19 protein-coding genes, 2 pseudogenes and 1 CRISPR repeat array are annotated in these 21486 nt (G+C 71.1%); of the genes and pseudogenes, 16 read left to right on the top strand and 5 right to left on the bottom strand.

Features of this window, described 5'->3' with window-relative positions; genetic code table 11:
• Positions 1-21: 21 nt before the first annotated feature.
• The 4 genes from casB to IE225_RS31435 all read right to left on the bottom strand — a co-directional run bounded on the left by casB (position 22) and on the right by IE225_RS31435 (position 9996).
• Positions 22-729 (bottom strand): type I-E CRISPR-associated protein Cse2/CasB, encoded by a 708-nt coding sequence (gene casB / locus IE225_RS31450; protein ID WP_190061072.1) that lies wholly within the window; start codon positions 727-729, stop codon positions 22-24.
• Positions 726-2297 carry a type I-E CRISPR-associated protein Cse1/CasA gene (gene casA / locus IE225_RS31445; RefSeq protein ID WP_229880186.1) on the bottom strand — a complete coding sequence of 524 codons (1572 nt, stop codon included), beginning with the start codon at positions 2295-2297 and terminating at the stop codon, positions 726-728. The genes casB and casA overlap by 4 nt, the downstream gene beginning before the upstream one ends.
• A gap of 214 nt (positions 2298-2511) precedes the next feature.
• Positions 2512-5373, bottom strand: coding sequence for a CRISPR-associated endonuclease Cas3'' (locus IE225_RS31440; protein WP_190061071.1), 2862 nt, complete (start codon positions 5371-5373; stop codon positions 2512-2514).
• A gap of 216 nt (positions 5374-5589) precedes the next feature.
• Positions 5590-8852: direct repeats of the CRISPR family, unit length 29 nt; unit sequence CCGGTCCCCGCGCGAGCGGGGGTGATCCG.
• A gap of 328 nt (positions 8853-9180) precedes the next feature.
• Positions 9181-9996: an MmyB family transcriptional regulator gene (locus IE225_RS31435; RefSeq protein WP_190061070.1), complete on the bottom strand. Its 816-nt coding sequence runs from the start codon at positions 9994-9996 to the stop codon at positions 9181-9183.
• Between the two features lie 321 nt (positions 9997-10317).
• Between IE225_RS31435 and fabG the strand changes: the two genes are divergently transcribed.
• Entirely contained in the window at positions 10318-11022 is a 705-nt protein-coding gene (gene fabG / locus IE225_RS31430) for a 3-oxoacyl-ACP reductase FabG (protein WP_190061069.1), read from the top strand.
• Positions 11023-11034: 12 nt separating this feature from the next.
• Here fabG and IE225_RS31425 read toward each other — a convergent pair whose 3' ends face one another.
• On the bottom strand, positions 11035-11496 hold the full coding sequence (locus IE225_RS31425; RefSeq protein WP_190061068.1) for a helix-turn-helix domain-containing protein: 462 nt from the start codon (positions 11494-11496) through the stop codon (positions 11035-11037).
• A 354-nt stretch (positions 11497-11850) separates the two neighbouring features.
• Between IE225_RS31425 and IE225_RS31420 the strand changes: the two genes are divergently transcribed.
• The 15 genes and pseudogenes from IE225_RS31420 to IE225_RS31350 all read left to right on the top strand — a co-directional run.
• Positions 11851-12228 carry a hypothetical protein gene (locus tag IE225_RS31420; protein ID WP_190061067.1) on the top strand — a complete coding sequence of 126 codons (378 nt, stop codon included), beginning with the start codon at positions 11851-11853 and terminating at the stop codon, positions 12226-12228.
• Between the two features lie 68 nt (positions 12229-12296).
• Positions 12297-12620: a hypothetical protein gene (locus IE225_RS31415; RefSeq protein WP_190061066.1), complete on the top strand. Its 324-nt coding sequence runs from the start codon at positions 12297-12299 to the stop codon at positions 12618-12620.
• Positions 12617-13219, top strand: coding sequence for a WhiB family transcriptional regulator (locus IE225_RS31410; protein WP_190061065.1), 603 nt, complete (start codon positions 12617-12619; stop codon positions 13217-13219). The genes IE225_RS31415 and IE225_RS31410 overlap by 4 nt, the downstream gene beginning before the upstream one ends.
• A 77-nt stretch (positions 13220-13296) precedes the next feature.
• A complete protein-coding gene (locus IE225_RS31405) occupies positions 13297-13659 on the top strand; it encodes a hypothetical protein (RefSeq protein WP_190061064.1) in 363 nt (120 codons plus the stop codon).
• Positions 13660-14198: 539 nt separating this feature from the next.
• Entirely contained in the window at positions 14199-14501 is a 303-nt protein-coding gene (locus IE225_RS33645) for a hypothetical protein (RefSeq protein ID WP_229880185.1), read from the top strand.
• A 2-nt stretch (positions 14502-14503) separates the two neighbouring features.
• On the top strand, positions 14504-15226 hold the full coding sequence (locus IE225_RS31395; RefSeq protein ID WP_190061062.1) for an ATP-binding protein: 723 nt from the start codon (positions 14504-14506) through the stop codon (positions 15224-15226).
• Positions 15226-15567, top strand: coding sequence for a DUF4326 domain-containing protein (locus IE225_RS31390; RefSeq protein WP_190061061.1), 342 nt, complete (start codon positions 15226-15228; stop codon positions 15565-15567). The genes IE225_RS31395 and IE225_RS31390 overlap by 1 nt, the downstream gene beginning before the upstream one ends.
• Before the next feature lie 20 nt (positions 15568-15587).
• Positions 15588-16007: a DUF6195 family protein gene (locus tag IE225_RS31385; RefSeq protein WP_190061060.1), complete on the top strand. Its 420-nt coding sequence runs from the start codon at positions 15588-15590 to the stop codon at positions 16005-16007.
• Entirely contained in the window at positions 16007-17152 is a 1146-nt protein-coding gene (locus IE225_RS31380; protein ID WP_190061059.1) for a DUF2637 domain-containing protein, read from the top strand. Before IE225_RS31385 ends, IE225_RS31380 begins: the two co-directional genes overlap by 1 nt.
• Positions 17153-17177: 25 nt before the next feature.
• Positions 17178-17501, top strand: a pseudogene (locus IE225_RS31375) (transposase); the annotation flags it as partial.
• A gap of 330 nt (positions 17502-17831) precedes the next feature.
• Positions 17832-18800: an SGNH/GDSL hydrolase family protein gene (locus IE225_RS31370; RefSeq protein WP_190061058.1), complete on the top strand. Its 969-nt coding sequence runs from the start codon at positions 17832-17834 to the stop codon at positions 18798-18800.
• Between the two features lie 435 nt (positions 18801-19235).
• On the top strand, positions 19236-19652 hold the full coding sequence (locus IE225_RS31365; RefSeq protein WP_229880184.1) for a hypothetical protein: 417 nt from the start codon (positions 19236-19238) through the stop codon (positions 19650-19652).
• Between the two features lie 10 nt (positions 19653-19662).
• On the top strand, positions 19663-20640 hold the full coding sequence (locus tag IE225_RS31360) for a C40 family peptidase (protein ID WP_190061057.1): 978 nt from the start codon (positions 19663-19665) through the stop codon (positions 20638-20640).
• Between the two features lie 48 nt (positions 20641-20688).
• Entirely contained in the window at positions 20689-21027 is a 339-nt protein-coding gene (locus IE225_RS31355) for a DUF8827 family protein (protein ID WP_190061056.1), read from the top strand.
• A gap of 234 nt (positions 21028-21261) precedes the next feature.
• A pseudogene (locus IE225_RS31350) lies at positions 21262-21486 on the top strand (hypothetical protein); the annotation flags it as partial.

The following is a 21486-nucleotide window of genomic DNA, read 5'->3' as shown; positions in this document are numbered from 1 at the left end:
GTCGGGTGCCGGGGGTCAGGATCAGGCGTCGTCGGCCGGCGGCTGGGCCTCGGTCTGGTCGTCGGCCTTCTTGGCGGCCTCGAGGTCGGCGGCGCGGCGGGCGCGGTAGAAGTCCTGCAGCCAGCGCCGTCCGATGCGGCCGCGGTCGCGGGGCCAGGCGCGCAGGTCGACCAGCATCTGGGCCCAGTCGGGCGGGCACTTCTTGCCGCACAACTGCCGTACGGCGGCGGGAAGGTGGCGGTGCAGGCCGTTGATGCTCTGCCGGGTGAGCAGGTTGAGGCGGTCTTCGGCGGCGCTCTCCCGCATCCCGTCCTGGCCCCCGGAGGAAACCGCCGCCGCGTACGTCAGGCCGAGGCTCCGCCCGTACGGCGCCGGTGAGGCGGCCTGTTCGTTCTGTGCCGGGGCGGGCGCGCCGGTGTGCGCGTCGCTGCGCTGAGCAGCGATCATCGCCGCGATCGCGTAGTGCGCGCGTTGTGTGTCGTCGTCGTACAGAGCAGCCGGCGGCAGCAGGGGTGCGACGATCTTGTGCATGCCCTGCACACCGGGGCTGTCCAGCGGTTTGCCCTCGCCCCTGCGCAGTGCGGCGCGTGCTCCCTTGTCGGTGCGGCAGATCTTCTCCACGGCCGCGACGAAGGTCCGCGCCTCGGTCAGCCACGATGAGGGCCGCGCGGCGGTGGACGCGTCGTCGGGCGGGACGGCGGAGAGGGACGCGGTCGTGGCGTCGGTCATTGCTCCTCCATGTCACGGTGCGGGGAAGGGGCGCCCTTGGCCCGGGGGGACTTCGCGGCTGTCTTCGGCTTGCCGCCATACAGGTCGACGCGTGCTTCCTCGCGGGCGCGCGCCCCTCGGATCGTGCCTGCGGCGCTGTAGGTGACCTGGTCGTAGACGCGCTCGGCGATCCGGCGGAAGGTCCGGGGTGCGTCCTGGAAGTCGCCCTCGCGCAGCCGCCGCCAGAACTCCTGCTCGGCCTGGGGCCAGTAGCGGGCGGCCGCTTCGCGGGACCAGGCGCAGTCGACGGCCTTCTTTCCCCTGGTGTAGAGCTTCCAGGCGTTCCTGGTCGCGGTCCCCAGGCGGTCGCCGGCCCGCTCGCCGGCGACACGCAGGGAGCCGATGTTGCGGGCGACGGGAATGTCGGTGTTTTTCAGCAGGGGGACCAGGGCCGGGGTGGATGAGGAGACGAACTGGGTGTCCTTGGCCTGCCCGTCTTGCTCGAAGCCCAGCGCGCGGACCGTGAGGTACTCGTCCAGTTCGTTCTGCACTTCCTGGGCGGTGCGGAACACCTCCGGGCGCCGGGGCCGGCCGCTGTTCTGGGGGTGTTCCAGGAGCAGGGCGTCCACGTCCCGCCACAGCGCGCGGCCGGAGTCGGCCAGCCGCGGATAGGGGTTGCCGTCCTTGCTGACGTGCCAGATCAGGTAGTCGTCGGCCCGCGGCAGCTTGTCCAGGAAGGCCCAGGTGATGTAGGCGTCCCGGGCGACGTCGCCCGTCTCGTCGGGCACGAGGAGCAGCGCGTGCTGGGAGGCGGCGGTCAGACGGGAGCACGGTCCGGTCACGACGCGCGGGGCGGCTTCGGGGTCGGGCAGCTCCGTCCACTCCCACGGGCACAGGTCCTCCTCGGGCCGGACGTCGATGTCCGGGTGGGGAAGACCGGCGAGCAGGGTGGTGAAGAGCGTGGCGCCTTCCGGGTGGTAGGACAGGGCGCCGCGCAACGGACCCGCCTTGGACTGCGCGGACCGCTGCCCGTTCACTTCGCGGGCGGCGCAACGTCCTGATGGCCCGTAGTACCGCCACACCAGCAGGTGCAGCAAGGCCTCCGAGGAGGGCACGGGCTCCGGGCGCGCATCCCAGGCGTGGCCGAACCAGGAGTGGTTGTTGCCCGACGGGCGGGTGATCACCAACTTGTTCACCCCGGCGGGCTTGTCGCACTGGGCGGCCAGCCGAGGATCCTGGAGAAAGGGCCAGGCCGGGTCGTACAACCGGAAGCGGTCACGGTGCCGGTCGAAGTACTGCTCGATGCCGTCGGGGTCGAACCGTCCCTGCTCCAGCACCTGCAGGCGCCGCTCACTCCAGTCCCCGGCGCGGTCCAGTCCGGTGACCCGCGCGGTGAGGGCGTACAGGATGCGGTACAGGGCGGAGAGCGCCGGCGGGAGCGGCACCGCGAGGGAGCTGATCTCGTGTGCGCGCAGCAGCAGTTCACGGAAGCCCACTGCGGACGGCCGCCGATCGGGAGGCACCTCGGGGGTCCACCGCACGGGCAGTACCCGCTCTTGCAGCAGGTCGTGGGGATTGCGCGGAACCAAGACGCCTCCGATCAGGTCGCGTGTACCGTCGAGTGGGGTCCCCGCGCAGAAGGCAGGGTGAGCCGGCGGGGGTGAGCCGTGGTGCGCGTGGAGATCACGACGGTGAGCGGCCGTTCCCCCCTTCCCCGCGCAAGCGGGGTACGCCTCCTCGCCCAGCCAGTCTCTGGAGCGAGGAGGCTTCCAGCACTGTAGCCGAAGTGGTGTGCGTGGAGAGTCAGTTACGGGAAAGTCCCACGTCCGACAGCTCCAGGTCGTATCCTCCGACCCGGCACGTCCATCGGCCGTCGGCACCGCGTCGCAGGCGCAGCAGAGCCAGGCGGGCCAGGGCCGGGGAGCGGGACCAGCTCGGCAAGGGCTCCTGCTCGCTGCCGCGTCCGGCCAGCCACCGGCCGGGCAGGGGCACGGTGTGGCGCATCACCTGTGCCACCTGATCCCTGGTCAGGCGCCCACCGGCCGTACCCGGCAGGGGAACTGCACCTTCCGGGTCGAGGGTGAGGCTGTCGTCCGCCTGGACGTACGCGCACACGGCGCGCTCCGAGTCCGCGCCCAGCCGGGTCGTCAGCAGCGCCGGGTCCACCAGTGCCGAACTGCCGCTGATCAAGGCGAGATCGCCCTTTTCGCTCACGACGTACGGAGCGGGGATCGTCGTGATGCCGGCCAGGTGCTTCTCGGCCATGGCCCCGGCTTCCCGCTCGGCGTCGTGGCGCTTCAGCTCACGCTGAGCTGCCTCCTCCAGGTGATCGCCGAAGTCGTCGGCGTAGACCCGGTCGATGAGGGCCTGGACATCACCGGGCACGTCGATGGCACCTCCGTGCTGCCGCAGCAGCTCACTGGTACGCAGCAGCAGCGAAGCGTCGTACACGGCACCCCATGTCCGCGGCGGCTCCGTCCTGCCCTCCCGGTCCACCGGCTCCAGCACCACCAGGCGCGGCCGGCTCCCGACCCACGCCGGCCGGCCGTCGCGTTCGTGCCGCCAGGCCCGCCCGGCCCGCTGCAGCAGCTGGGCCAGCGGGGCCAGGTCGCTGATGATCAGGTCGAAGTCCAGGTCCAGTGACTGCTCGACGACCTGGGTGGCGACCAGGATCGCCCGGCGCGGACGACGGTCGGCTGTGCCGTCCCTTCGCGGCTTGCCGAACCGCTCCTCGCAGTAGGCAGCCAATTCCTCCCGGCGCCACGCCGGATAGCGGGAATGCAGCAAAAGGAGTTCACCCTCGGCACGGGCCAGGTCCGGGAACTGCGCCTGCAGGAAGCGGTAAGTGCGCTGGGCCTCGTCGACGGTGGTGCAGCACACCAGCGCGCACCCGCCGTCCGCCACCAGCGGCTGCAGGTGCCTGAGCAACGCCGCACGCCGGGCACCGGGCCGGACCGCCGCCTGCGGATCCTCCGCCCCGTCCCACCGCACCGGCTCCACCTCGACGCTGAGCACCCGCGCCCGGTCGCTCGCCACCTTCCGCGGCCGGGACACCTCCCCCGATGCCGCGTCGACATACAGCCAGCCCGGGTAGCACGGCTCGACGCCGGCCGGGTCACGGAAGCCGCACCCGCGCCGATAGGCCTCGACCAGCGACGACGCGGTGCGCCCGGTGAGCGTGGCGGACAGCAGCACCACAGGAGCACGCAGCGCGCCCAGCCACTCCAAAAGCCGCACCAGCAGGCTGTGCATCCACGGCCCGTAAGCGTGCGCCTCGTCGACCACGACGACCTTGCCCGCCAGGCCGAGCAGGCGCAGCACGTTGTAGCGCACCGGCAGCACCGCCGTCAGCGGGTAGTCCACGGTGCCCGCCCCCAGCGGCGCGATCAGGCCGCGGTTGTGGGCGCGCAGCCATGAGCCGGCCTCCAGTTCCGTGGTGTGATCCGACACCACGGCGGACTCGGCGGGCCCGTCGTCCTGCGGCGCGTAGGCGGCACTGAGCCAGGCCATGCTGTGCAGCAGGGTCAGCGCGCGGTCTCCCTCGACGTTGCGCTCGGCGAAGTCCCGCACCCGCAGATACATCGCATCCGCCGTCGCCATCGTCGGAAGCGCGAAGTACACCCCGCCGGCCCCGGCGGCCCGGGCCATGACGGTTGCGGCGTGCAGCGCGGCTTCCGTCTTGCCGTCACCCGTCGGCGCAGTGATCAGCAGCAGACCGGGACCGGTCGCGAGCCCCGGCAGTTCGGCGGCCAGACTGGCCTGCAGATCGTTGGGCGGGAAGGGGAACTGCTGCGCGAACTCCCTGTGCGGGAAACGCGCCGTACCCAGCCGCGCCTCACGAACGATCCCCGGCGCCTGCGCCACCGCCGACCGCCAGTGCTCGGCGAGTTCGGCATCCGTACCGCTCCAACCAGCGGCCGGCAACCGGGGCGTGATGACGTGCTCCTGGCTGGCCAGCCAGTCAGCGACGATCACCAAACCGGCGAAGACCACGGTGACCTCGGCAGGAAGGCGACTTTCCGGCACCTCGCGCACCCCGGTCAGCCGACGCACCACCGCCGCGTGCGCCCGCCGCTGCTCCTCCCAGCCCCGGCCTCCAAGGCCCGGCACCCAGGCGGCGGCGTTCTTCAACTTCGCCTTCTCCAGCACCTCGTGGAAGCAGCCGTGGTGGCCGCCGAGGAGCTGGGCGACCTGGTGGTGCACCGAGCGCGCCAAAGGACCCCTTTGCGGGTAACCCAACTCGGCGAACAGGGCCGTCAAGGCCCAGTGCGCCGCAAGGTCATGACGCAACCGCTGGCTCTCAGCACCAGCCTCCGCCTCATAGGCGGCATCCCCCGCAATCCGGTTGTAGAGGGCGGGCGCCACGGCCTGGAAAGGCGGCGTGATCTTCCCGATGTCGTGCAGTCCCGCCCAGAAGCACAGCAGTCGGCGGCATGCTGCCGGCTCCCAGCCCAGACGCTCCGACAGACGCTGACGCACCTGCGGCGTCAGCACCACATCCCACAAAGCCCCGGCCACCGCCGCCGTGTCCAGCAGGTGGCAGATCAACGGGTAGGCCGACGGGAGCCTCCGCTCCTTGCCCCACAGGCGTACGTCAACGTCGGCGTCCGGGGCCGGCACAGGGTGCCCGGCGTGCGGCGGTGAAACCTCGTCTTCGGTTGCCATGGCACAGGGCTATCACCCGGGTCTGACAACGAGGCTCGCAAGCACCTCTGGCTGGGCAAACAGTCCATTCGCCAGCTGCGCTGACAGGCACTTGCCAAAATGCCTGGTATGACTCTCGATCGTGCGCCAACGCCTGGGAAGATACCTGTTGTGAACGGGACGCCGACCGATGGTCAAGAAGCGGCAAAGCCAATGCATTGACGCAGGTCAGAAAGTCCGGTCCCCGCGCGAGCGGGGGTGATCCGGACACGTAGACGTTGGGGAAGTCGTTGAAAACCCGGTCCCCGCGCGAGCGGGGGTGATCCGCCCGGCTCGACTACCGGCAGATGCGCCTGGTCCCGGTCCCCGCGCGAGCGGGGGTGATCCGAACAGGTCTTCGCCGTCGCTCGCGTTGACGCCCCGGTCCCCGCGCGAGCGGGGGTGATCCGTAGCCGGGTTCGGGCCTCACCGCGGCGTCTCCCCGGTCCCCGCGCGAGCGGGGGTGATCCGCCTCGCAGCTGCAGCATGGCTCTCTCTTCCGTCCGGTCCCCGCGCGAGCGGGGGTGATCCGGCCTTGGGCTTGCTGATGCGGATCTCCAGGCCCCGGTCCCCGCGCGAGCGGGGGTGATCCGATGCTCGCCAAGCGGCACGGGTTCACGGCCGTCCGGTCCCCGCGCGAGCGGGGGTGATCCGGCGAACTGGTCGGCCGCGCCGAAGTCGCCCAGCCGGTCCCCGCGCGAGCGGGGGTGATCCGGACTTCACCCGCCTCACCCGGAAGGCCACCACCCGGTCCCCGCGCGAGCGGGGGTGATCCGTGCCCGTGCTTGGCCGCCCACGCCCGCGCCACCCGGTCCCCGCGCGAGCGGGGGTGATCCGCTCTGCGCGCCGAGGAGCTTGCGGTCGTCGGCCCGGTCCCCGCGCGAGCGGGGGTGATCCGATCTGGGCTCAGAACACACCACCTCCCCCGCCCCGGTCCCCGCGCGAGCGGGGGTGATCCGTCCACGACGGACAAGGTCTGGCTGCGCCGGGACCGGTCCCCGCGCGAGCGGGGGTGATCCGTCGAACGAGACGATGGGCAGGTCAGTGGGAGGCCGGTCCCCGCGCGAGCGGGGGTGATCCAGGCAGTGCTCGGCCCGATCATGCGGCTGATGTTCCGGTCCCCGCGCGAGCGGGGGTGATCCGCTCCCGCGCACACCAACCCCTCCGGGGGGGACCCGGTCCCCGCGCGAGCGGGGGTGATCCCCTGAATCGGGTTCTCCGCGCTGGGCGCCACCCCCGGTCCCCGCGCGAGCGGGGGTGATCCGGATCTCAAGCGGCTCGACTCCAAGAACCTGGCCCGGTCCCCGCGCGAGCGGGGGTGATCCGGCCGGGGCCTACTCATGTCCGGACGTTGTTGTCCGGTCCCCGCGCGAGCGGGGGTGATCCGACACGCCGGAGGCCGCGTAAATGCCCGTCTCACCGGTCCCCGCGCGAGCGGGGGTGATCCGCGTATCCGGATGATCACGATGCTTGGAACATGCCGGTCCCCGCGCGAGCGGGGGTGATCCGACCGGTTGCGACGGCAGCACCCGGCGCTGCCACCGGTCCCCGCGCGAGCGGGGGTGATCCGTCTGCCCGGTGCACCCCCCGGTTGACCTTCTCCCGGTCCCCGCGCGAGCGGGGGTGATCCGTCGCCGGGCAGGGTTTCGCCGGGACGTACGTGCCGGTCCCCGCGCGAGCGGGGGTGATCCGGCCGGCTCGTCGGTGATGGCCGGCTTCGGCTTCCGGTCCCCGCGCGAGCGGGGGTGATCCGGCGCCTGACACCCCTTGGGGGCCCCGATGCCCCCGGTCCCCGCGCGAGCGGGGGTGATCCGCTATTGCGATTTGTGGTGGGGTGGGGCACACTCCGGTCCCCGCGCGAGCGGGGGTGATCCGACCAAGAAGGCCCGCCGCCTGGTGGCGCTGAGCCGGTCCCCGCGCGAGCGGGGGTGATCCGCCGCGGACGCCCTGGGCACCCGCATGGTGGAACCGGTCCCCGCGCGAGCGGGGGTGATCCGTTCCGCGACAGCCAGGTCGCTGGCCTCATGCACCGGTCCCCGCGCGAGCGGGGGTAATCCTCCATGTTCCTCAGCGGGGCCATCGCCATGATCCCGGTCCCCGCGCGAGCGGGGGTGATCCGAACCCGGAGATCGCCGACTTCTTCGCCCGGCTCCGGTCCCCGCGCGAGCGGGGGTGATCCGCCGACGACGAGCCTGGCCGTGCGGGCGGTGGCCCGGTCCCCGCGCGAGCGGGGGTGATCCGCCGAGAAGGGCAAGAAGAAGCGCATGGGAAGGCCGGTCCCCGCGCGAGCGGGGGTGATCCGTCACAGACTCCGGCACCTCCGGAGTCGCAGAGCCGGTCCCCGCGCGAGCGGGGGTGATCCGGTGACGTGGATCTACCAGCACGCGCCGGAGGACCGGTCCCCGCGCGAGCGGGGGTGATCCGTACGGCCGCAGGATCGGGGTGAGCAGGGCGCCCCGGTCCCTGCGCGAGCGGGGGTGATCCGCTGCGGCCCTTGGAGTTCTGGGGGTGGGCCTGCCGGTCCCCGCGCGAGCGGGGGTGATCCGGAGTCGCAGCAGTTCGCTGCGGACCTGCAGAACCGGTCCCCGCGCGAGCGGGGGTGATCCGGTCTCGGCGTACGTGCGCGGCCTGGCGACGCGCCGGTCCCCGCGCGAGCGGGGGTGATCCGTCATGAAGCCAGAAGGGGCCTAGGGTGATCGCCCGGTCCCCGCGCGAGCGGGGGTGATCCGTAGCCCGGTTCCTCGTTGTTGAGCATTCCGGCCCGGTCCCCGCGCGAGCGGGGGTGATCCGCAGGCCGCCGCCGGCAAGCTCAAGGCACAGCTGTGCTCCCCGCGCGAGCGGGGGTGATCCGCTCCATGTTGCCGAAGTCGATGGACACGCTTACCGGTCCCCGCGCGAGCGGGGGTGATCCGTTCCCCGCGTTCGGCGACTTCATCAAGGTGGCCCGGTCCCCGCGCGAGCGGGGGTGATCCGACGCACCGGCGCGTCCTCGGCACCGCGGCCCTCTGGTCCCCGCGCGAGCGGGGGTGGTCCGTTGCCGATGCCGTCGCCGCTCGCGTCGGCGCCCCGGCCCCCGCGCGAACGGGGGTAATCCGCCGGAGCCGTCGTACGGCTGGAACTGGGTCGGCCGGTCCCCGCGCGAGCGGGGGTGATCCGCCCCACACGCCGCCGACGTCCGTGCTGTACATCCGCTCCCCGTGCGAGCGGGGGTGATTCGTAGGGGACACCGTGGAAAATCATGTGCAGCATCCGGTCCCTGTGGGAGCGGGGGTGATCCGGACGACGAGACGTGGAACCGCGCCGACCCGACCCGGTCCCCGCGCGAGCGGGGGTGATCCGGTGAAGTCCGTCGAGCGGTCCGTCCTGGTCGGCCGGTCCCCGCGCGAGCGGGGGTGATCCGTGATCCGCCGCGAGTTCACCACCGGCAAGGGCTCGGTCCCCGCGCGAGCGGGGGTACTTCGCAGGCCCGACTGGCAGGGCTGCGCACCATGCGCTGCTCCCCGCACGAGTGGAGGCGCCCCGAGGGTCGGCGCACGATTTGCGCCAATTGCCCCCCTTCCTCATACGAGTAGGGCTGCTCCGGCCGCCCTGCCAACTGGCACACCCGGCACGTACCTGTTCCTCGCGCAAACGGGGCACCACGACCTGAACCGGCACACGCCTGAGCGCATAGCTGCCCAACACGCGTCCGGCGATGCACGGGACCGGGACCGGACCGGCCCAGCGGAGCGCTCAGGCCGGTCCCAAGCCCGCGGACTTCAAGCCACGCTCGAAGCCCTCCAAAGCCAATCAGACGTCCGTACGCAGCAGCACGATGAACCGCAGGTCCATGTTCCTCAGCGGGGCCATCGCCATGATCTTCACGCTGACCTCCTCGTCGTGGTGGGCGGGAAGGCGCAGACGCCGGACGTGTCCGTCGGGGTGGATGATGGTCTCGGGTTCGGCCCAGAGTTCGCGCGCCACGGGGTTGCCGCGGAGGATGTCCTCCTTCAGCCGGCGCAGAGCCTCGTTGTCCGGGTGCCGCCCCAGGGCGACACGAAGCTGGGCGAGGAAGGGGCGGGCCCAGTCCTCCTTCCAGTTGACGAGTTGCTCGCGAGCCTCGGGGTACAGGAAGGCCCACCGCATGAGGTTGGGCTCGTAGGGGACCCAGGGGAACCACTCCTCCTGGGGCTTGTTGTGGGCGACGATGTCCCAGCTGACGTTGGATATGTACGCCGGGTGAGGCAGCATCTGGTCCAGCAGCTTCTGCATGTCTTCGTCCACGGCACCGTCCTCCGCCAGCCCCCGGGGCGCGGGGGCGTGTCCAAGGGCAAGCTGGAACAGCAGGACCCTTTCGTCTTCCGACAACCTCAGCGTCAGTGCGACCCGCTGCAGAAACTCGGGCGAGAAGTCGGCCTTCTTGCCCTTCTCCAGCGCGCGGTACCACGACAGGCTGACGCCCGTGAGCATCGCGACCTCGGCCTGGGTCAGCCCGGGCTTCAGTCTGCGACGGCCTGTGTCCACGCCGGCGATGCGTCGGGGGTTCAGCCGCTGCCGCCAGTAGGCGAGGAGGTTGCCCAGCTCGTTCAGCCGGTCGTCCTCGGCGGCGAGAATCTCCTCACACATGTGAACGATTCCTCGTGACGTTCCGACATCGATCTTTCACTGTCGGCAACGTGTAACACGGCGACACCCTCCGCAACGCATCGTCGCGCCTAGTGATCACAGCAGGTAGAGGCCGGGATGCGGAACCCGATCGGTCCGCCGATCGCCTTCCGCCCGAGCCACAGAAAGACAGATGGTGCAGCCTTCAACTTTCGTTACGGCCGCTGTCACCACTGCAGGTGATGACAATACGTGCGCATGATGTGCAAGTCGAACTGACAAGTCAGTTCCGGCGATCACTACCAGTGATACGCATGTGCGCTCATGGGAGGTAACCGAATCGTGTCCCGGTCCGTCCTGGTAACCGGCGGAAACCGCGGCATCGGTCTTGCGATCGCCAAGGCGTTCACCGCCCGAGGCGACCGCGTGGCCGTCACCTACCGCAGCGGTGAGCCGCCTGCGGAGTTGCTGGGCGTGCGGTGCGACGTCACCAGGACCGAGGAGGTGGAGCGCGCCTTCGAGGAAGTGGAGGCTGCACACGGTCCCGTGGAGGTGCTGGTCGCCAACGCCGGCATCACTCGCGACGGTCTGCTGATGCGGATGCCGGAGGAGGACTTCGACGCCGTCCTCGACACGAATCTCAAGGGCGCGTTCCGCGTCGCCAAGCGCGCGTCCCGCGGCATGATGCGGGCGCGGCGGGGGCGGATCGTCCTCATCTCCTCGGCCGTCGCTCTTGCGGGCGAGGCCGGCCAGACCAACTACGCCGCGTCCAAGGCGGGGCTCGTCGGCTTCGGCCGTTCGCTGGCCAAGGAGCTGGCGCCCCGGAACGTGACCGTGAACATCGTCGCTCCCGGGCTGACGAGCACCGACATGACGGCCGCGCTCCCCGAGGAGCGCATCCGGCAGATCGTGGACCAGGTGCCGCTCGGGCGTGCGGCCGAGCCGCAGGAGATCGCGCACGCGGTGACGTTCCTGGCCAGTCCCGAGGCCTCCTACATCACCGGCGCCGTGATCCCGGTCGACGGCGGCGCCTCCATGGGGCACTGAACGGTCGTACGACTACCGCCCGCCTCTGCGGCCGGCGTCGAACCGCTCCCGCCACCGCCTCTCCGTCTCCTCCCGCGCCTTCACGAGCCGGTCGAGCGAGACGTCGTACAGGGAGGAGAGGGTGACCGCCCACTCCTCCCTCATCCGTCCGGTTCCCAGCTCCATCTCCGACACGTCCGACGGCTGCACGCCGAGACGCTCGGCCACGTCCTCCTGCCGGAGGCCCGCGCGTGTGCGCAGGACGGCGAGGTCCGCATCAGGGGACAGGGGCAGGAGCAACCTCGATCGAGGAACGCCCAGTTCCTTCAGCAGGGCGGAGAAGAGGCGGGGGCTGGGGGCTCCCTTGCCGCGGACCCACCGTCCGACGGTGTTCACCGAGACCCCGATGGCCCTTGCGACGTCGCCCTGGGACCAGCCCTTCTCCTCGTAGGCAGCACGGAACCCGGCCGGGCTGAAGTCGTGGACGCTCTTCACGTGGCCAGTATCCCAGCAGCCGTGTTCGAAGATCGGCCACCAGGACATTCGGGAAGGAAATGATGGGTTGGAAATGATGGTATAGTGATCATGTCTCCCGGCGGAGCGTCCGTCCGGGGACTCGGCACGGGGCCGCCCGCAAGCGGCTCCGGAAAACAAGCGCGGCTCACGGGCCGGAGCGGCAACTCCAGCCCAGTGAGCCGCAGTTGGGGAATCACCCCAAGGGAAGTCGTGCGGACCGCAACCGGCCTGACAAACCACGCGGTCGCACTCGGCAGCGGCAGTGAAGCCCGGCTTCGCTGCCGCCGGACACAGGCGGGGCGATGCCTCGCCTGCTCGAGGAGTGATTGTCTCATGGGCTCCCCCGCAGGAGCACACACTGCGGACTTCGCCACATCCGGCACTCTCGACCTCGAAGGTCTCGTCACCGCTCTGCGGTTGATTGCGGAGTCGGGAAGCGCGGAGTCGCTGCTGCGCCGCAGCGCTCCCCTCCACGTCGGATACGCGGAGGCGGCCCGGCGCCTCAACATCCCGGAGAAGTGGCTCCGGGAACGCATCAGCCGGCTGCCGCACAGGAAGCTGGGCAAGTACGTCTGCTTCACCGACGAGGACCTCCGGGCGATCTCCGAGATGCACGCCGTGCGACCGGACCACGGAGAGCAGCGGACGTCGAACGCACCCGGGTCGCCGACGCCTCTCAGGCCGTCGCCCCGGTCACGTTCCCGTTCCTGAGTCCTGCCCCGGTTTCAGACGTGCACCTTTCCGCCGGCGCACGCCGGTGATCGCCAGGAGTCTTCATCATGGCGCATACGGTTCATTTCGAAGACCTTCCCACCTCATCACGCAGCCCCTCCGCCGCCTCCCACCGCTATTCCGAGACCGCGCAGATCCTGAAGTCGAAGCCCATGAAGTGGGCTCGGATCCTTCAGCGTGCGCGCAGGGGAGACGCGGCCACGACCGCCTACCAGATCAGGAAGGGGATCCTCGCCGCCTTCCGGCCGGCAGGCTCCTTCGAGGCCAAGTCCCGAACGAAGGATGGGAATTACTACGTATATGCCCGATACGTGGGGCCGAAGGAGTCGGCACCGCGGGTGAACGGTTCACCGGACGGTGGTGACGCATGACACCGGACATGACCGTCATCGTCGATTCCGCCCTGCGCGGGGACTGGACCCTGCTCCTGGAAACGGCCTCTCACACAGAGGAGAAGAACTGGGCCGAGAAGGCGCGGTGCGCCGGGCAGGTGACCGACATCTTCCTGCCCCCTTCCGACGGCCCGCGGGAAGACGCGGAAGAAGTCCGGCGCAAAGAGGGAGAAGCCCTCGACTTCGCGCTCGGTTTCTGCGCCGCCTGCCCCGTGTCCGTGGCGGCACGATGCCTGCTCGAAGCCCTGCGCCAGGACGAGGAGTACGGAATACGCGCAGGACTGCTGGCCTGCGAGCGTGCCGAACTGCGCGACGCCTGGAAGCGCCGTGTGGACACGGAAGCGGTGTCCGCCGCCCTCCGCGGCGTGACCACGCTGCTGAGCAGGCAGGAACGCGAAGAGGTCGTCGCGCGGTTCGCCAACGACCAGGGGCTGGACGCCGACCGCGTGGCTCAGGGACTCGGCGTCTCGCGGAAGTACCTGTGGCAGCTGGTGCGGGAGTACCGGCAAAGGGTCCGGCAAGGGGTCACGTCCGCCTCCGCGTCCGAGCGCGGTGCTTCCCGCTCGGACGCGGCCTGAACGCCTCATCAGGCCACGGTCCGCCCACTGCTGCGGACTCCCGTTTTCCCTTCTTTCTTCTCGACAGCAGGATTCCCATGTCCAACACCGATTTCCGGCTCACTCCTGCCCATGGGCTGAGCCAAGCGGTTCTCGATCTCGCCCCCGCCGCCGCACTCGTCCGAATCTTCCCCGAAAGCCCACCGGTCACCCACATCTTCGGGTCCGACTACTTCCGGCTGATGGTGGAGCGGGAAGTGGAGGTGGAGGCGACCCGCCTCGTCCGCGAACACTTCGCTTCCGTGGCGGACTGGCGTCTGGCACACGACTACCACGTTCCCACGGGGCGGCTGTACCGGACCCCGGAGCCCGAACGGGTCGGCTTCGTACCCGAAGACGACTTCACGTTCGGCTTGAAGCCGTACCGATACGTGGCGTCTGCCGAGGACGTGACCCGATGAGCGCGATCGCCACAGAACTCGTGTGGTCCTGCTCGACCGCCCAGAGAGGCGCCCGCCTCGTCCTCCTGGCACTGGCGAGGGAAGCCGACGACCAGGGACGAGCCGTGCTCACCCTCTCGCAGATAGCCGACCTGACACGACTCTCCAGGCGGTCTGTCACCACGTGCCTGAAAGAGCTCGCCCGGTCGGGCGAACTCTCCTACGAACCCGGCGTCGGCCGGCACAACGCCAGCCGCTTCACCATCCTGCTCGGCGAGCGGGGCGCTGCCGTCGACGGGCAGACCACGCACGGACACGTCCGTCGGGAAACGCGCGAAGACTTCGTAGAAGATCCTTCCCGAAACGGGAAGCAGCGTCACGAAACCGGGAAGCCTCTTCCGGCTGACGCGGAAGTTTCTTCCTCACGCGCGCGACGTGTTGGTACTCCCACAGGGAGTACCAACACACCACGCAAGCAAGCTCGCTCGCACGCCTTCGCTCCAGGGCGGCGACGGCACAGCCAGGCCCCTGTCGAGATCCCTGCCGGTGCGCGAGCACTCGTGGACGCCCTGACGCGGGCCGGGATGCTCGTCGGCTGGCGGCTCACCGAGGAGGAGTGGGCGCGGGTAACAGTTCTCGCGGCGCGGTGGGGGACGGACCGGCTGGTGGAGATGATCGCGCGGCGCTGGGATCCCGCGCGGCCGCCGCAGTCGGCCCGGTACCTGCTCCGCATCTGGGCGGACCTGCCGGCCCGGCCCCCGGCCGACGAGCCGGACGGCAACGTCGTCCCCCTCCGCTCCGGACCGGGCCGGCGCCCCTTCCGCAATCCGGAGCGGTCCAGCGCCTACCAGAACGGATTCTGACCATGGCTGAACCGGTACGCGCGGGCTCCGCCCGCGCCATGCGAGCCCTGGAACGCATCCTGTCCGCCCGCGGCATCCACCTCGCCCCCGAGGACCGGCAGAGCGAGACGACCGGCCCCGGACACCCGGAATGGCACCGCCAGGCACGGGCCGAGTACGCACTGAGCCGCTGGCGGACCGCCACCCCGCCCCGCTTCCGGAACGCCGACGCGACGCTCCCCGAGGTCGTGGCATGGGCCGACCGCGCCCTCGCCGACCCCTCGTCCGCCGGGGCGCTCCTGCTGACGGGCCTCACAGGCACCGGCAAGACGTACGAGGCGTACGGAGCCCTGCGCCGTATCGCGGCCGGCGGCCCCGAGCGGTTCGAGCTGATCGCGGTGAACAGCGCGGACATGTACGGCAGCCTGCGTCCTTCGCCGGTCCTCGGGGCGTCCGAGCGGGAGCTGCGACGGCTGTCCCAGGTGCAGTTCCTGCTCCTGGACGACTTCGGTACGGCGAAGGCGTCCGAGTGGACCGAGGAGATCACCTACCGGCTGATCAACCACCGGTACAACCACTGCCTCCCGACGATCATCACCTCGAACCTGCCGGCGCGGGACGAGAACGGCCCGGACCTCACCGACTTCGTCGGGGACCGCGTGGCCAGCCGGCTGGCCGAGATGGTGACCACGCTGGTCCCCATGATCGGCGCCGACCGCCGTCGCCGGAGCCGGGAGGCCGCGTGATGCCGGTCCGGCTCCTCGGCACCGCCCGTACGGCCGCCGCATCGGCTGCCTCGGCCGTGTACGTCGGCCGGGGCAGCCCGTACGCGAACCCGTTCCGTCCCGGTGACCCGAGCCCGTCCCTCCCGTCCCGGCCGATGACCCCGGCGGAGGCCGTGGAACTCTTCGCCCTGACCCTCCAAGGGCCGGTCGGCCGCCGGTACGCCGAGCGGTTCGCGGCGGCGCTCCGCGGACTCGACCTCGTCTGCACCTGCCCGCTCGACGTCCCGTGCCACGCCGACGTCCTGCTGCGCATCGCCAACGGCCCCTCCAGCGCCCGTCCCGACGCGCAGCGCACCACCTGATCTCTGGAAAGACCCGTCCGATGCCCCACCCGATCACACGCGCCGCGGCCGAGCGGCTCACCGCGGCCGAGCAGAAACACGCCCAGGCCAGGCAGGCGGCCTTCCGCGCCTGGGGCCCGAAGTCGGTCGCCGCGGCATCCGAGCACGCCCACCGGATCCTCGGAGACGAGGCGGCCGACCTCGAGTGGAAGCCCCTCGGCGTCCTCCGCTCCGACGAACACCTGCAGGCCGTCGCCTCCCTCGGCACCGTCGTCGGCCAGCACCTGGAGCTGTACTACAGCGGCGAAGGAAACAGAGAGCGGATCGTCCTGCGCACGTCGTGCGAGACGTGCGGCAACCAACAAGCCCACGAAGTGACGTCCCTCGAGCACCTGGGCCGACTGCTGTCCCGTATGCCGGTCTGGCAGCACATCACGGCGGGGAGCGGAGGTGCTCGCTGATGGCCCTGACCGACGTGCACGCGACGCCCGACGCCGCCGAACAGCACCTTCCCGGTCTTCGACGGATGACCTTCTGGGACGCCGCCGCGATCACCCTGCTCGGCGCGGCCGGCTTCGCCTTCTCGTACGACGCGCTGCGCCAGGTCGCCGTCGCCGTCCACGCCCGCGGGAAGCTGTCGTACCTGTTCCCGGTCTTCGTCGACGGCTTCATCGCCTACGGCGTGCGCGCCCTGGTGCTGCTCCGCCACCGGAACTTCGGCGCCCGGCTGTACGCCTGGACCCTCTTCCTCGCGGCCACCGCGGCGAGCCTGTGGGCGAACGCCCTGCACGCGGTCACGCTGAACCACGGTCCGCGGTCCGAGCGGTCCGCTTTGCACCTCGGAGACGGTGTGGTCGCCGTCCTCTCCATGCTCGCGCCGCTCGCGCTGGCGGGCTCGGTACACCTGTACATCATCATGGCGCGGACGGCGGAAGCGTCCGTCCCGGACCGGTCCGAACGCCGTCCGGGACCTGTCCGCAGGTGGCGTACACCAGGACCTGAAGAAGCCCAGCCGCAGGCGATCGGCCCTCATGCCGGATCTCGCCGGGCGGCCGGGGGAGGAGACGGACTCGCCGCCCCGTCCGCGTCGGACGGGGCGGGGCCGGCCGTCGCGGACCAGGAGGAGTCCGGAACAGCTCGTCCTTCGGAGGCGGAAGCAGCGCCGCACGAGCATGCGGGGCGTGGCCCGTCCACGAGGGCCGTCCGGGACGGGGAAAGCCCGGGCGGGCAGGCTGACAACGCCGTTCCTTCGCACCGGACTCGGACCGAAGACGCTCCCCAGGTCCTCACCGGGAACGGTCCCGCGTCGCCTGCACCGCACGCCTCGGACGGCTCCACGGACCGGCGGAGTCGGTCCGTCCCGGACGCCCCGGACGGCGGTTCGGATCGCGCAGCCGTCGACGACGACCTGGACGAGCTGCTTCCCATAGCTCGGGAGGCTTCGCGCCGGGCCGGCCGCATCAGCCGGTCCGCCATCCAGGATGCGGTCCGCGCCCACCGGCCGATCAGCAACGACCGACTCGGCGAGCTGCTCGCGCGGCTGCGGGAGGAGGAGAAGGCGAGCAAGGAGAAGAAGCTGAGCACCGCAGCCGGTGGGCTCGGGTGACCTGTCTCAGACCGCCGACGACACGGGAAGGCCAAGAACCCGACCGGATACGGTCTTGGTGGACCGCGTGTACTCGTCCCGCGCAATCCGAAACCATCTCCGCTGGCACGGGATCCGCGCGGTCATCCCTCAGCCCTCCGATCAGGTCCGCCACCGCCTGCGGCGAGGCCGCACCGGTGGGCGGCCACCGGCTTTCGACGCTGAGACGTACAAGCAACGCAACGCGGTCGAGCGATGCGTCAACCGGCTCAAGCAAGGGCGCGGCCTGGCCATGCGAACCGACAAACTCGCCCTCACCTACCAGGCTGCACTCCACCTCGCCGCCCTCCTCCTCCGGGTCCGGCGATAGCGGGGGCTGCGGAGCATGGTGCATCGGCTCTGAGTCTTCGCCGCCTTGATCGGCCGGAGGTTGAGCTTGTCGGTGGTCGAGAACAAGACAGCCACCACGAACGTGCACCTCAGGTCGGGATCCCCAGCCGGTCAAGGGCCTCTGCGGATCGGGCAAGTGTCACGCCAAGGCAGTCGCGAATAGAGCGTGCCCGGTCGACAGATCGAACCCATGTCCCCCACACAGGCGCATTCCGCCATGCGTTGACTACCGACCGTATTGAATCTAGTGCGTTAAGTGACGGTCTCCTTATGGTCAAAGCGCCGCCAACACCGCATCCATGGAGGAACCGTGGCACGCTTCCGCACTCGTCTGGCCCTGCTCGGCTCGGCCGCCGCTCTCGCCGCCGGCGCTCTTGTCCCCACGCAGCTCGCCGGCATGCAGCCCGCCGCCGCAGCCGAGGAACACCAGTGGGTCGCCCTGGGCGACTCCTACACCGCCGGGGTCATCCGGGCCGCAGGCAACACCTTCGAAGTCCCGCGCGACGGCTGCGAGCGCACCGACCGGTCCTACCCCCAGGTCATCGACCGCGACCTCTACGGTCTCTTCGAGCTGACCAACGTCAGCTGCGGCGCCGCCACCATCGAGAACGTCACCGACACACCCCAGCACCCGATCGGCCGCCACCTGCCGCCCATCTCCGAGGACCCGGACTACCCCTTTCCCGCGGTGCCTCCCCAGTCCGAGGCGGTGGGCCCCGGCACCGACGTCATCACCGTCGGCGTGGGCGGAAACACCCTCGGCTTCGCCGACATCCTCATGAAGTGCCCGGAGCTGGGCGGCGAAAGCGACGGCAAGGGCACCCCGTGCAAGGACGCCCTGGGCGCCGGCATCCCGGCCCGGCTGAAGAAGGTGCGCCAGGAATACGACCGGATGCTCCGCGTACTCCACGAGCGCGCCCCGCACGCGAAGATCCTGGCCGTCGGCTACCCCACCATCGTCCCCAAGGACACCTCCAAGTGCCGCTTCGGCGACCTGACGCAGTTCGGCACGATCACCCAGGGCGACCTTGAGTGGCTGCGCAAGGACGTGCTGGAACCCCTCAACAAGGCCATCGACGACTCGACCGGCACACAAGATGCCGCCAGCTTCGTCGACCTCTACGCCTCCTCCCACAACCACAGCGTCTGCGACGACAGCAAATGGGTCGAAGGCTTCGTCACCCTCCCTGACCAGCTCTCCTTCGTGCACCCCAACGCCCTCGGCCACCGCAACGCCGCCGACCACGTCGAAGAAGCGATGCTGGACACCCTCGGCTGAGCCGACCCGCACCCGGCACCCCGCCGACGATCCCCCGGCGAACCGGCCTCCGGCACCACCCGGAGGCCAGTTCCGCGTTCCTGGGTACGCCCACACCGGGCAAACCGGAAGTCAGGTATGAGAGACGGCCCTAGCTGGAAGAGGCTTCGCGTTTCCGTTCGATCTCTTCCCGCGCCGCAGGGAAGCTGCTTGTAGCAGGTGCCGCAGAGCGCCAAGCCTGACGCACCGTTCCCCCTCCCTACCGCCTGATCACACATGTTCCGGCTCGGCAGTTCCGTACCGATCAACCCAAGCTTTGTCCTGGCCGTCTCCGCCGCCGTGCTGGCAGTCGGCTGCTCGTCTGCTGGTGCCGCCAAGAAACCGCAGCAGGCCGAGGCGAGCCGGGTGAGCGCGGAGGTTGCCGACTCCCCCGCAGAGCACTCGGTCGCTTCCGCGATGCCTTCCCGGCACCTGCCGCCTTCCGTGCGGGAAGTGGCGCGCGCCTTCGCCAAGGCGTACGCCGAGCACGACGCACGCGACGGCCACGACCGTTCGTACGCCGACGCCGGCCGGCGGGCGGCGAAGTACGCCACCGGCGAGCTGGCCGGCGTGCTCGCTCAGGAGCGGCCGAGCCAGGAGGCCCTGTGGGAGGCACTCCGCAGGCAGCGGGCGAAGCAGACCGCGCGCATCACCTCGGTCGTCGTGCCGGACGGTGCACCCGAGGTGACGCGGTCGGCGGCCTTCGTCCGTGTCGGCTACGTCCTCACGACCACCGCGAAGTCCGGTCCGGCCCGGCGGAGCGACGAGCAGCTGGCGCTGCGCCTGGCGCGCACCGCGGACGGGTGGCGTGTGACGGCTCTGCCCTGGGCCTGACGGGGGCGCCGTGAAGCAGGCAGTACGTGTAGCCGTCGGCGTACTCGCCGCCGTGACGGCCGCCGGTCTCACCCTGCTGACGACGTTCGGCGGGGCGGGCTCGGCGTCGGCGCAGGAGACGGGGCCCGGCGGCGGCCTCGCGGCCGACGCGCCGGTCCCCGGGTGGGTCCGCGTGCTGATCGCCAAGCACGCCGGCGAGTGCCCGCAGGTGACCGCGTCGCTGCTCGCCGCGCAGCTCTACCAGGAGTCCGGCTTCGATCCGAAGGCGAGGTCGCCGGTCGGTGCTCTCGGCATCGCCCAGTTCATGCCCCTCACCTGGACCAGGTACGGGATGGACGGTGACGGGGACGGTGTCAAGGACGTCTTCGCGCCCGCGGACGCCGTCGCCGCGCAGGCCCGCTACGACTGCGTCCTCGCCGAGGAGGTCGAGGACGTCCCGGGGGATCCGGCGGACAACATGCTGGCCGCCTACAACGCGGGGAGCGGCGCGGTCATCGCCTTCGGCGGCGTCCCCCCGTACCCGGAGACGCGCGCCTACGTCACGACCATCCGGAAGCTGGCCTCCGAGTGGGCGGGAGCTCCCGGCTCCGGCCTGCCCGCAGGGGCGGGCGCGGCCCGGGCGGTCGCCGCGGCCAGGACCGCGCTCGGCAGCTGGTACCGGTGGGGCGGCGACTGCCGGCCGCCGTACACCGGGCGGAACGGGTGCGACTGCTCGTCGCTGACGAAGACGGCCTGGGCCGCCGCCGGGGTGAACCTGCCGCGCACCACCTACGAGCAGGTGCACGCAGGCACGCCGGTGCCGTCCGTCAGCCAACTCCGCCCCGGGGACCTGCTGTTCACCGTCGGGAGCAGCGCCCGGCCCGAGCACGTCGGCATGTACGTCGGCGACGGCCGGGTGATCGAGGCGCCGCACACCGGGGCCAGGGTGCGGATCACGCCGCTCAGCCACTGGACGCCGCAGATCGTCGCGATGCGTCACATCGCCTGAAAGGCCGTACCCCTCGCATCCGAGGGATTCAGCACCAGAGGAACACGCATGCACAACATGGTCTTCGCTGCCGCCGACCCGTCCCTGCACACGTCTCTGGCGGCAGGCGTCGACGTCGTCTCCGACGTCAAGCCCGACTGGGGCCCCTTCGGCAAGCTCGGCGACACGGCCAAGGCCGTGCTGGGCGTCGTCGCCGCCGTCACCTTGGTCGTGGGCGCGGGGAGTTTCTTCGCCGGGCTCGCGAAATCCAAGGGCTGGGTCGGCGACGGACATTCGACGATGGACAGCTCGCGCGGCAAGGGCATGATGGTCGGCGGGCTGGTGATCGTCTTCCTCGTCGCGTCGTTCGGGACGATCTTCACGATCACCTACGGGATGGGTGTGTGACCCGTGGGTGCCCGTACGCGACGGGGCGACGGCCCCTCAAACAGCGACCGATCCGCCAGGCCGGCGGAGGCCCGGCTCCGGGGTGTCGCAGCCGGCGTGGTCGCGCTGGTCACGGCGGCCGGCGTCGCCGTGGGTGTCGGTACCGGAAGCGGCCCGTCGGCGGCGCGGTCCGCGGCGCCGCCGAAGTCCTCGGCGCCTCGGGCCGACGCGTCCCGGGGCCGTGTCGTCGACGGTGTGCCCGTCGGATACCCGCGGACGGAGGCCGGCGCCAAGGCGGCCGCCGCCGACTACACGGTCGTCGGCGGAAGCGCGCGCTTCCTGACCGACCGGACGGCGCGTCACCGGGCAGTGGCCGTGATGGCCGCTCGCGACGCCGCTCCCGCGCTCGTGGCGAAGGCCGACCACGCCGCCGAACAGGCGCTGCCCACGCTCCGTGGGAGGGAAGGAAAACTCTGTCCA

This window comes from Streptomyces echinoruber (genome assembly GCF_014651135.1).
GTDB lineage: Bacteria > Actinomycetota > Actinomycetes > Streptomycetales > Streptomycetaceae > Streptomyces > Streptomyces echinoruber.
The sequence above is the reverse complement of the archived record's forward strand: the minus strand, read 5'-3'. Positions and strand labels throughout refer to the sequence as shown.